The organism is Chrysiogenia bacterium (assembly GCA_020434085.1).
GTDB lineage: Bacteria > JAGRBM01 > JAGRBM01 > JAGRBM01 > JAGRBM01 > JAGRBM01.
Genome location: JAGRBM010000048.1, coordinates 1 through 10,488 on the forward strand (window position 1 = coordinate 1; position 10,488 = coordinate 10,488).

General features: G+C 62.2%; 14 protein-coding genes. 8 read left to right on the top strand and 6 right to left on the bottom strand.

The window, feature by feature from the left end; translation table 11 throughout:
* Nucleotides 1-513: hypothetical protein (locus tag KDH09_01505; GenBank protein ID MCB0218345.1), on the top strand; the 513-nt coding region annotated here is incomplete at its 5' end.
* Nucleotides 514-597: 84 nt separating this feature from the next.
* On the opposite strand, the gene KDH09_01510 is transcribed toward KDH09_01505, so the two are convergent.
* A complete protein-coding gene (locus KDH09_01510; protein ID MCB0218346.1) occupies nt 598-1,401 on the bottom strand; it encodes an SDR family oxidoreductase in 804 nt (267 codons plus the stop codon).
* Nucleotides 1,402-1,534: 133 nt separating this feature from the next.
* On the opposite strand from KDH09_01510, the gene KDH09_01515 reads away from it, so the two are divergent.
* A complete protein-coding gene (locus tag KDH09_01515; GenBank protein MCB0218347.1) occupies nt 1,535-2,500 on the top strand; it encodes a nitronate monooxygenase in 966 nt (321 codons plus the stop codon).
* An 8-nt stretch (nt 2,501-2,508) separates the two neighbouring features.
* Here KDH09_01515 and KDH09_01520 read toward each other — a convergent pair whose 3' ends face one another.
* Both KDH09_01520 and KDH09_01525 read right to left on the bottom strand, forming a co-directional pair.
* A complete protein-coding gene (locus KDH09_01520; protein ID MCB0218348.1) occupies nt 2,509-3,171 on the bottom strand; it encodes a hypothetical protein in 663 nt (220 codons plus the stop codon).
* Nucleotides 3,171-3,800, bottom strand: coding sequence for a TetR/AcrR family transcriptional regulator (locus KDH09_01525; protein ID MCB0218349.1), 630 nt, complete (start codon nt 3,798-3,800; stop codon nt 3,171-3,173). The genes KDH09_01520 and KDH09_01525 overlap by 1 nt, the downstream gene beginning before the upstream one ends.
* Before the next feature lie 126 nt (nt 3,801-3,926).
* On the opposite strand from KDH09_01525, the gene KDH09_01530 reads away from it, so the two are divergent.
* The 4 genes from KDH09_01530 to KDH09_01545 all read left to right on the top strand — a co-directional run bounded on the left by KDH09_01530 (nt 3,927) and on the right by KDH09_01545 (nt 7,718).
* The gene (locus KDH09_01530; GenBank protein MCB0218350.1) at nt 3,927-4,841 is read left to right on the top strand and encodes a hypothetical protein; all 915 of its coding nucleotides are present in this window, start codon (nt 3,927-3,929) and stop codon (nt 4,839-4,841) included.
* A 254-nt stretch (nt 4,842-5,095) separates the two neighbouring features.
* Complete coding sequence (locus KDH09_01535) at nt 5,096-5,434, top strand: P-II family nitrogen regulator (protein ID MCB0218351.1); 339 nt, start codon at nt 5,096-5,098, stop codon at nt 5,432-5,434.
* A 56-nt stretch (nt 5,435-5,490) separates the two neighbouring features.
* Nucleotides 5,491-6,906: an ammonium transporter gene (locus KDH09_01540; GenBank protein MCB0218352.1), complete on the top strand. Its 1,416-nt coding sequence runs from the start codon at nt 5,491-5,493 to the stop codon at nt 6,904-6,906.
* 176 nt (nt 6,907-7,082) lie between these two features.
* Complete coding sequence (locus KDH09_01545; protein ID MCB0218353.1) at nt 7,083-7,718, top strand: TetR/AcrR family transcriptional regulator; 636 nt, start codon at nt 7,083-7,085, stop codon at nt 7,716-7,718.
* A 9-nt stretch (nt 7,719-7,727) separates the two neighbouring features.
* Here the strand turns inward: KDH09_01545 and KDH09_01550 are convergent, their stop codons facing one another.
* From KDH09_01550 to KDH09_01560, 3 genes are all read right to left on the bottom strand, one after another.
* Nucleotides 7,728-8,759, bottom strand: a complete 1,032-nt coding sequence (locus KDH09_01550) for an alpha/beta fold hydrolase (GenBank protein ID MCB0218354.1) — start codon at nt 8,757-8,759, stop codon at nt 7,728-7,730.
* Nucleotides 8,760-8,764: 5 nt separating this feature from the next.
* Nucleotides 8,765-9,202 carry an SRPBCC family protein gene (locus KDH09_01555; GenBank protein ID MCB0218355.1) on the bottom strand — a complete coding sequence of 146 codons (438 nt, stop codon included), beginning with the start codon at nt 9,200-9,202 and terminating at the stop codon, nt 8,765-8,767.
* Nucleotides 9,203-9,319: 117 nt separating this feature from the next.
* Nucleotides 9,320-9,643, bottom strand: coding sequence for a DUF971 domain-containing protein (locus KDH09_01560; protein ID MCB0218356.1), 324 nt, complete (start codon nt 9,641-9,643; stop codon nt 9,320-9,322).
* 278 nt (nt 9,644-9,921) lie between these two features.
* Between KDH09_01560 and queF the strand changes: the two genes are divergently transcribed.
* Together queF and KDH09_01570 are read left to right on the top strand one after the other, a co-directional pair.
* Entirely contained in the window at nt 9,922-10,347 is a 426-nt protein-coding gene (gene queF, locus KDH09_01565) for an NADPH-dependent 7-cyano-7-deazaguanine reductase QueF (protein ID MCB0218357.1), read from the top strand.
* A partial coding sequence (locus KDH09_01570; protein MCB0218358.1) for a lipocalin family protein occupies nt 10,322-10,488 on the top strand: 167 nt, incomplete at its 3' end. The genes queF and KDH09_01570, both read left to right, overlap by 26 nt.

The window sequence follows — 10,488 nt, forward strand, 5'->3', positions numbered from 1 at the left end:
CTTTCGGTTTGTATCTATCGGGTTCCGCTCGGCCGAGCGAGTGGGCTTGAGGAAGATGAAGAGGAAAGTGAGGCTGACGAGCACTACGAAAAGTGCCTAGAGCGGCGGAAATTGTCACTTAATGACGTGTTCCAGGCGAAGCTCGGTTGGTTGGTGGGGAATATTTATTCGAGAGTGGGCACTGAGGATTGGGTTCCGGCTCACAAAAGTTCAGACGAATTCAACGAGATGATACAAGATACGTTGGATTCTCAATTTCGATGGGTTCCCGAAAAGGTCTTGCGTGTTGCAAGGAAGCAGGTGACCCCGGAGGTGATTGAAACTGGAAGGGAAGCCATTTGGGAACATCTAGATGGTGTGGTGATGGAATCAAAACGTGATCAACTTTTGAATCGGCTAGAAGTTATTCTTGAAAAGACGTCAACGGTTGATCCGGGCGCACGAAAGAAGATTCTTAATATGGTTCGTAGTGATCCTGTGATTTCTCAGATAGCGCCTGTAAATCAGTATTAAACGGAATTGAAGATTGCACAACCCAAAAACCCCCGGCCTTTGGCCGGGGGTTTTCTTTTTTGAGAGTTGGCCCGTGCTGCGCGTTTATAGACCCAAGGGGAGGCCGCCGATCCACTGGCCGCCGTCGACGATGAGGGTGGCGCCGGTGATGTACCTGGCGCTGTCGCTGGTGAGGAAGAGGCAGGCGTCGGCGATTTCCTGGATCTCGCCGAAGCGCCCCAGAGGAATCATCTTCATGGCCATCTCGCGGGCTTTTTCGCCGGGTGCGAGGCGCTTCATGCCCTCGGTGTTGTCGATGGGGCCGGGCGCGACGCCGTTGGCGCGAATGCCCGAGCCGCCCCATTCGTTGGCGAGCGTGCGGATCATGGCGTCGATGCCGGCCTTTGCCGCCGAGACGTGGGCCTGGAAGGGCACGCCGGTGTATTGAAGCGTCGCGGTGATCGCGATGATGGAGGCGTTGCCGTGTTTCTTGGCCGCGGCCTGCAGGTGCTTCATCGCGTGCTTGCAGGTGTGCCAGCTTCCCAGGAGGTCGATGTCGACCACGGTCTTGAAGCCGTTGTCGGTGAGGGCTGCGGCCGGAATGGGGAAGTTCCCCGCGGCGCCGCAGATGACGATGTCGATGCCGCCGAACTCGGCCACGGTGGCGTCGATGGCTTTTTGCACGGCGTCGGGGTCGCGCACGTCGGCGGCGACGGGCAGAACCTTGCCCCCGGTTTTGGCGGTGATCTCTTTGGCCGCCTCGTCGAGTCGTTCCTGCTTGCGGCTGGTGATGGTCACGTTGGCGCCGTGGGCGCTGAAAGTCTCGGCAATGCCCTTGCAGATGCCCGAGCCGCCGCCGGTGATGTAGGCGGTTTTGCCCTTGAGAATGTCGTCCTTGAAGATGCTCATGGTCTCTCTCCCTTTTGCCTGCGGGGCCTGAAAAATAGCTCCCGCGGCGGGTTGATGTCATCCGTTCTATCAGCTAAAGTTAACGCTGTCAACATTCATCCGCCAAGGCGGAGTTTTTTGTGAGGAACCACCAATGGCCCTGCCCGAACTCTTCAACACCCTCCGGCTGCCCGCCGTCGGCGCGCCGCTGTTCATCATTTCCACGCCTGATCTGGTCATCGCCCAGTGCAAGGCCGGCGTCGTGGGTTCGTTCCCGGCGCTCAACGCGCGCCCGGCCGAGGAACTCGAAAAATGGCTCATCCGCATCAACGAGGAACTCGACGCCCACAACCAGAAGAATCCCGACAGCCCGGCCGCGCCCTTTGCCGTCAATCAGATTGTGCACAAGTCCAACGACCGCCTGCAGCATGACGTCGAGGTTTGCGTCAAGCACAAGGTACCGATCTTCATCACCTCGCTCGGCGCGCGAAAAGAAGTGAACGACGCCGCCCATTCCTACGGCGGCATTGTCCTGCACGATGTCATCAACAACTCATTTGCAAAAAAAGCGGTGGAAAAGGGCGCCGACGGACTGATCGCCGTGGCGGCTGGCGCGGGCGGTCATGCGGGCACGACCTCGCCCTTTGCCCTCGTGCAGGAAATCCGAGAGTGGTTTAACGGCCCGCTGCTGCTGGCCGGCTCGATCTCGACCGGCGCTTCCATTCTGGCCGCACAGGCCATGGGCGCCGATCTGGCCTACATGGGCACGGCCTGGATCCCCACCGAAGAGGCCAATGCCGATCCGGGCTACAAGAAGATGATTACCGAGTGCGCCGCAACCGACATCGTCTACTCGAATCTCTTCACCGGTGTGCACGGCAACTACCTGAAGCCCTCCATCGTCAATGCCGGTATGGACCCCGACAACCTGCCCGAGAGCGATCCCTCGAAGATGAACTTCGGCTCTGGCGGGAACACCAAGGGCAAGGCGTGGAAAGACATCTGGGGCTGCGGTCAGGGAATCGGTGCCATCAAGCAGGTGCAGCCCGTCGCCGACGTGGTTGCGCGGCTGCGCGCTGAATACGATGCGGCAAAGAATCGGCTTGCGAAGATTTCCTGAGAGCGAATCTATTCGGACGGAAGGGCGGGGTCTTCCCCGCCCTTTTTCTTTGCAGCGGCAATCTGCTCGAACCACTTGCGCCTGCCGATGAGCTCGGCGGTCAGGCGGCCGGCGATGACCTGGCTGTGACGTCGGGCCAGATTCAGGCGCTCATCGCCGCCGCCATAAAACGCGAGCACCTTGCCTTCAAGGTGGGAACGCTGTCGCAGTTCGATTTGCAGGGGCTCGGTGGCGCCCACGCTCTGCAACTGCAGATTTGAATCGATGTCTGCCTCGAACCAGAAAAGCGGTCCGGGCAGGCTCAGAAACGCGATAATGGTGCCCATCTGCCATTTCGCGCGGGTGCGATGCAGGTCGATGCGCGGGGTGTCGGTAATTTTCAGCAGCACGTCGAATGGTCCCGTCGGCTGCCAGGGGGCGACGGTGACCTTCTCGAAGAGGCGCGCGTCGGAGAGCGCCTTCTGGAGCGGCTCGATGTAGCTGGGTGAGCCGCCGATGTGGAGGCTCTCCGGCGGGGCCGTGACCTCTTCCCAGATCCCCACGCTCAGGTCCATCTGCTCATAGAACATGGAATCAGGAATGGCCGGCAGGGCGGGGACGGGCTCCAGCTTGTGCGCGCCGCAGCCACAGAGCAGCAGCGCAATCATCGCGAAGCCCAGCCGCCGAAGCATCACTTGTCCCCCTGCGCCAGCGCCAGCGTGCCCCCCAGAATCATCCGGGTGAGAAACCGGGTGGACGCATCCACGTCGGGGTGTTTCTGGCTGGCAATGCGAAAGCCCTCGGCCGTGCACAGGCCGATGATGGCGCCTGCCAGCCGGTCGCGGTCGTCCGGGGCGAGGTAGTTCAGTTCGAAAGACTCCTCGATGTCCTCACGCAGTTCCTGGGTGGCAATCTCGTTGAGGCGGCGGCTGGTCTTGCGGCCGCCGGCACCGAAGTCGGTCTGGAAGAGCACACGAAAGAAGTCGCGCTCTTCAACGACGAATTCGCAAAACGCGCGGCAGGCATTCTCCACGCGCTGCTCGACGGTGGGAGTTCCCGCCTCTCCGGTGCCCCGGCGCGCGGCCCGGCTGCGCTGGCGAAGCCGCGCGGCGCTCTCTTCGACAATGGCGACGAAGAGTTCTTCCTTGCTCTTGAAGTGGAGGTAGAAGGTGCCGATGGCCAGGCCCGCTTCGCCGATGACGTCGCGGATCTGCGTGCCCTCCAGGCCGCGGGTGGCGAAAATCTTGCGGCCGGCGGCGAGCAATTTTTCGCGCGTGCGTTCCTTGGCTTCTTCTCTGCTGAGTCGCTTGGTTGCGGGCACGGAACGCTCTCCTGGGCGGGGACCGGGGTTTGATTCTCACCGAACAGATGTTCAGTATACGGGCCGCCGCGCCGGGCTTCAACCATCTGTCCCGGCAAGTGGCAGCACCAGCAGGAGCAGACAGCCGTGCCGAGAGACCCCGATACCACGTTCACCACCGAAGGCGAGTCGCGCTTCGGATTCGACGACATCACCGAGCGCTACGCCCTCAAAATGACCTCGCTTGCCCGCATGGGCGCGCCGGTCAACTGGGCGCTCTTCCAGAAGGAAGTGATGCCCCCGCATCTGCGGCTCAAGAAGGGGCTCGCTGCGATCGTCTACCGGCAGGAACTCGAAATCACCGACACGCCGCTGCAGATCCAGACGCCGCTGAAGGTGCTGGTCAAGTTGCAGCTCGGCAAAAACGGCGAGGGTGAGGACACCCGCATCATCGCGCGCAGCGACGTCGAGGTGCTTGGCACGCCCATGGGCGGCGGGGAACTTGTCTCCGCCGGGCGTATGATGATCGACCACGTCTTTACCCGCCTGACCGCGCCGCCACCCGAGCGACGGGTGCGTGCCTTCGATCCCGAAATGGATTTCAGCGCGCCCACCCCGGCCCGGGAGTTCGACTACCTGGCGCCCCAAGCCCTGCTCGATCCGCCCGCGGGTTATGAGCCGCTTGGCGAGGCGGTGTGTGATGGCGAGCCCCACGTCTGGCCCTACGGGAACACCGACCCCAACCTGCACATTCACATGATGGACTACGTGGGATTCGGCGCGACCTTCGCCACTGATCAGTTCGCCCGGCTTGGAAAACCCGCGACGGACTACTTCTTCAATCGTTGCAGCGTGGTTTATCGGCGCCCGTTCTTTACGGGCGATCCCTACCACCGCAGGGGACGCGCCTTCACACTTGACGGCGGCGCGCCCACGGATCTCGCCCTCTGCGGCGCCTACTACCGGACCGAGGGAGCGCCCCCGGAGGGAGAGAAACCGGCCGTCGCTTTCCGCTTTCTCACCGCGGCCAAGCCACACGGCGGCATAATCCCGGGCAAGTAACTTTCCCGGGGCGCCGCCGGGTGCCCGCTTCTTGGGCAACCGGGCGGCAGCCTGCCCGGGGCCTGCCCACAATCCGGGCATCCCTCCGTCCTCCGCTCACTTACATAAATAAGCCCCAACCGGGCCCCTACGTGCTGAATTTCGCATTCTGCGCAAAATGGCACGCGCGATGCACTGCATGGCGCCAACAACGGCGTGCGTGGTGCCACCGGATCGGGGATCCACACGCCAAATTCCAGGAGGCGATCGCCGAAATGAAGAAGATCGACGCGATTATCAAGCCCTTCAAGATCGACGAAGTGAAGAAGGCCCTTTCGGACCTCGGTGTGGTCGGCATGACCGTATCCGAGGTGAAGGGCTTCGGTCGACAGAAGGGCCACACCGAGCTCTATCGCGGAGCTGAATATGTGGTGGAGTTTCTTCCGAAGCTCCGGGTTGAAGTGGTTGTTCCCGATGAAAAGGCCAATCAGGTCATCGAGGCGCTTTCGAGCGTCGCGAAGACGGGCTCGGTCGGGGACGGAAAGATTTTTGTGTCGGATGTGAGCGATGTGGTTCGCATCCGTACCGGAGAACACGGCGAAGCCGCGCTGTAACAGTGCCGGGGAATCGACGTAGAGAGCAACAAAAAGCTTGTAAGGAGAGAATTCAAATGAGAGGCAAGATTTTTAAGGTACTCCCCCTCGCAGCCCTGGCGCTGTTCGTAATGGCGGGAATTTCGCGCGCCGAGGATGCACCCTCGGTTGCAGGCAACGCGGCGGCGATTGAGGGACTCCAGAATCACGCCAACTTCCTCTGGACGCTGATCGCGGCTGTGCTGGTGTTCCTGATGCAGGCCGGTTTCGCGATGGTCGAATCCGGAATGACGCGCGCGAAGAACGCGATCAACATCATGATGAAGAACCTGATGGACTTCTCCGTCGGTTCAATGGCGTTCTATGCAGTGGGCTTCGGCCTGATGTTCGGAACGACGAACGGCTTCTTCGGAACCACCGACTTCTTCATGTCGGGCCCTGGCCCCGAAGGAAACCCCGACTGGATGTGGGTTTTCTTCATGTTCCAGGTTGTGTTCGCCGCTACCGCAGCCACGATTGTCTCGGGCGCGATGGCCGAGCGCACCAAGTTCATTTCCTACATCGTCTACAGCTTCTTTATCTCGCTGATCATCTATCCGATCTTCGGCTCGTGGGCCTGGGGAAGCCTCTACAACGGTAGCGGCTGGCTCGAGGGCATGGGCTTTGTCGACTTCGCCGGTTCGACCGTTGTTCACTCGGTCGGCGGCTGGGCGGCACTGGCCGGCGCCATCGTGCTGGGCCCGCGCCTTGGCAAGTATGGAAAGAACGGCGAGATTCACCCGATTCCCGGCCACAACATGCCGCTGGCTACGCTGGGTGTGTTCCTGCTGTGGTTCGGTTGGTTCGGTTTCAACGCCGGTTCGACCACGACGGCTGACACCAGCATCGCGCTGATCGCGGTGAACACCTCCATGGCCGCCGCTGCGGGTTCCATCGCAGCCATGATCGTGGCCTGGGTGAAGACCGGAAAGGCTGAAATTTCCATGACGCTCAACGGCGCGCTTGCCGGCCTGGTCGGCATCACGGCGGGTTGCGCCAACGTCGCTCCCGGTGGCGCCATTGTCATCGGCCTGATCGCCGGCGTGCTGGTCTACTTCGCGGTCGTGACGATCGACAAGCTGAAGATCGACGACCCCGTCGGCGCGGTGAGCGTGCACGGCGTGTGCGGCGCCTGGGGAACCCTGGCTGCCGGCCTGCCGTTCTTCGACACCACGGGTGATGCCAGCGTGATGACGCAGCTCATCGGTATCGGTGCCGCCTTCGCGTGGACCTTTACCACGGCGTTCATCCTCTTCAAGGTGATCGACATGACCATCGGTCTGCGCGTCACCGCCGAAGAAGAGATCGAAGGCCTCGACTTCCTCGAACACGGCGGCCACGCCTATCCCGGCATCGCCGAAGGTTCGAGTGGTTACGGCTCGATCGGCGCCTCGGGTTCGATGGCGGCAAGCAGCGCCTCGGCCCCGGTGGGTGTCCCCGAGTCCGCCAGCTAAGCAGATATTCCTGGGCCTTCCTTAGAAGAGGGGGAAGGCCAATCAGGGGGAGCCAACTCTCAACCCGATCGGGCGTCGCAGTGGGAAGCTGCGGCGCCCGATCCTTTTTGGGGACGCTTGAAGTTTGGTTGTGAGGCTTGCCCGTTCGAGTGAGGGCGGCAACACTGGAACGCATCATGGCACGAGTGAGAAAAACCAGCCCCGACGATGCGCCCAGCCGCGCGCGCATCCTTGAGACGGCGGGTCGGCTGTTTGCGCGAAAAGGCTACGCAGCGACAAGCGTCGACGAAGTCGCAGCCGAAGCGCGCACGAGCAAGAGCAGCATCTACTGGCACTTCAAGAGCAAGGAAGACATCCTGCTTGCGGTTCTCACCGAGAACACCTCGAACTGGGCAGCCCACGCGGTCTCGGTCATCGCCGCGCGGGAAACACCGGCGGAGCGCCTCGAGGCAGCTCTCGACGTCCTGGAGGACCAGCTCCAGCAGACCAGGGATTTCCGCCAGCTAGTTCTGGGGATGATGACCGAGCGAGCCGAGGAATCACCCAGAACGCGGGCGGTGCTTCAGGAAATCTATCAAGGGTACCGGGATGCGACGGTCAAGCAGATCGCCGACACGGTGCCTGCGCTTCCGCCGGCCCAGCGTGATGCCATCGCGGCAGTCGTTCTCGCGATCTCCGACGGGCTCTTTCTGCATTGGCAGCTTGATCCCGAAAACTTCGACCTGCACCGCACCATTGAGAGTCTGCGCGCGCTCCTCGTTCCGGTGGCAAAGAGCGTCGAGAAATTCATCAATCCCAAAAAACAGAAATAGTCGGGCGAATCAGCCGCGGGTGAGCCAGTCCTGAATGCGAGGGAAGACTTCCTTCGCAACATTGCGTCCCACGAGCAGGTCGCCGTGACCGTAATCGGCGCTGAAGCCTTCGGCTTTTGCGCAGTTGATCTGCGACTTCTCGGTGCTTCCCAGCGCCTCAAAGGTGTCGCGCACCAGAGTGGGCGGAACCAGCAGGTCCTTCTGGCCCGAAATCAGCATCACCGGGTGGGAAAAGCGCTCCATCACATTCTTTGCCGCTTCGGGCGAGCCGATGTTGGTGAAGTGGAGAAAGCTCTTGAACTTCTTTGAGCTCACCGGTGTGAGCCCGTGCCAGAGCATGGTGCGCAGCACTTCGGGGTCGGTGTTGTCGGGATTGAGTGCGATCCCGATGGCCTGCTTTGGCGCGCGTTCTCCCAGCAGGCTGAGTGCCCGGGTTGCCAGGTGCACGGGGATGATCGGCATCGTTTCCATGAACGGCGCGACGAGCTGGAGCAGGTCCACGCGCTTCTCATCTTTTGGAAGCGCCTGCTGGTTCGGACGGCTGAACATGCCTGGTGAGCCCACGGTGACCACCCGGCGCACGCGCTGGTCTTCGGTCTCTCCCAGGTAGGTGTAGGCGAGCAGGCCGCCCATGGAGTGGCCGATGTAGTCGGTCTGATTCGCGCCGGATTTTTCCAGCACCGCGCCGATGGCGGCCGGAATGTCGTGGCGAACGAAGTCGTGATAGGTCCAGCCCTGTTGCAGCAGCGCGCGCGAGCGGCGAAGCGCCCGGCGGGGCAGGGACTCGCCGCGCCCTCGAAGATCGAGCGCGAAGACGTGCCACCCGCGCTCGGCCAGCCACGGGGCCAGGCCCACGCCGGGTGTCATGTCGTAAATGTTGAAACGTGAGAAGGCCCCGTGCACTGCCAGCAGCGGGGCCTTTGGGGCGGCGCCCGGTTGCGGGGCGCCTTTGGGCTTGTACTCGTAGAGTGCAATCGGCCAGCCATCGCTCGTCGCGACCCGGTGAACGGCGTCGTAGTGCGGGCGATGGCTGACCGGCATGTGCGTTATTTGGAGATCCAGGTGCTGAAGGCCTGAAGTTGCTCGCCGCCGATGCGCTCGATCTCCTTCTTCATCAAGCCCGGCGCCGGAAGCGTCAGCGCGCCCTTGAAGGTCTCTTCGCTGCGGATGCGGGTGCGTCCCTCGCCGGCGTCTTCGAAGAAGAAGCAGTGCTCGGCATGGAGCAGGCCCTTCGGGCCGCCGCCCCAGGTGATTTCCTTGTTCGTGGTAGCGCGGAAGACCTTGAGCGGAACGGTCATTGCCGGGCCCACGGCCTTGAGCTTCACCTTCACATTGTCGCCGGCCTGGAGCACGCGGGCCGGGCCCTTCACAGGGCGAAAGCCCGCGGGCATCCACTGGTCCCAGAGCGAGTAGTCACAGAATTTCTGATACGCCTCATCAAGCGGGGCGTCGACGATCATCGTTACTTTGCCAGTTACGGCCATGGGTAGATCCCTCCTCTTTGTCCCGGGCATGGCTCCACACGCTCGCTCCGGGCGAGGCGGGAGGTTACCCCGCTGTGATGCGGCGCGGCAAGAAAGGGGTTCGGGGCCTGTGGGCGGCTAGGGAAGAGGCGGCTCGGGGCACTTGGGGTCGATTCCGCGGAGCAGCTCCCAGGTGTAGATGCCGTCTTTGTGGCCGTCATTCCAGGTGATCTGCATGGCGTAGTTGCCCACGGTCTGGAGGTCCTGGGGATAGATGTCCGAGCGGATGCTGGAGCGATCGAGGACCTTCTGGCCCGTGAATTCGTTGCGGCAGCTCGCGCAGCGGCAGGCATCGCGCAGGTCGAGCGCGTTGTAGATGCTGGAGATCCCGTCGTTCCAGGTGATGATGACGTCGCCGTTCTTCTCGATGTGGATGGCGGTGGGAATGACTTTCTTCTTCATGGGGCCTCGCGTTTCGCTGGTGCCGGCGCTGAAACCGCCGACTGGCGCCTGTGTAGTGGGTGACGCCGCCCCGGGCAAGGGTCGTGGCGACCGCCAAAGCATGGCGAGGCATGCCTCGCCCCTACGAGTGGCGCGGCGCATCGCCTTCAAATGCAGCAGGTATTGATGAGTATTCCGATTTGCTGGGCTCACCAAGGCGGTCACTCTATCCATCGTGTAGGGGCGAGGCATGCCTCGCCCTTCTCGCCGGTCTGCGAATCCCCTAGACTGGGCCCATCATGGCGACGAAAAAGACCAGCAAGAAGACTACCAAGCGCACCCCGGGCACCTACGGCAAGAAGGAGATCGAGCAGAACGAACTCGAACCCTGGCCCAATCCGGAGAAGAAGCGTTCCTATCTCATCGAGTTTACCGCGCCCGAGTTCACCTGCCTTTGTCCGCGCAGCGGTTTCCCCGATTTCGCGACGATGCGGATCTCATATGTTCCCAAAAATACGATTGTCGAGCTCAAGTCGCTCAAGCTCTATCTCAACGCCTATCGCGACCGGGCCATCAGCCACGAAGCGGCAGTGAACGTGATCCTCGACGATCTGGTGAAACTGCTGAAGCCGACGTGGATCGAAGTCATCGGCGACTACGGCGTGCGCGGCAACATCAAGACGATCGTCACGGCCCGCCATGGGAAGCGGCCGGCCGGAGTCTGAGGTGCGCCGCGCCGTTGCTCTGCTGGCCGCGCTGCTGGCGCTTCAGGGGTGCGCGATGTTTCACAAACCGCTTCCCGTACATCCGAAGGTCGATCTCGAACGCTACCTGGGGCGCTGGTACGAGATCGCGCGCTATCCGCA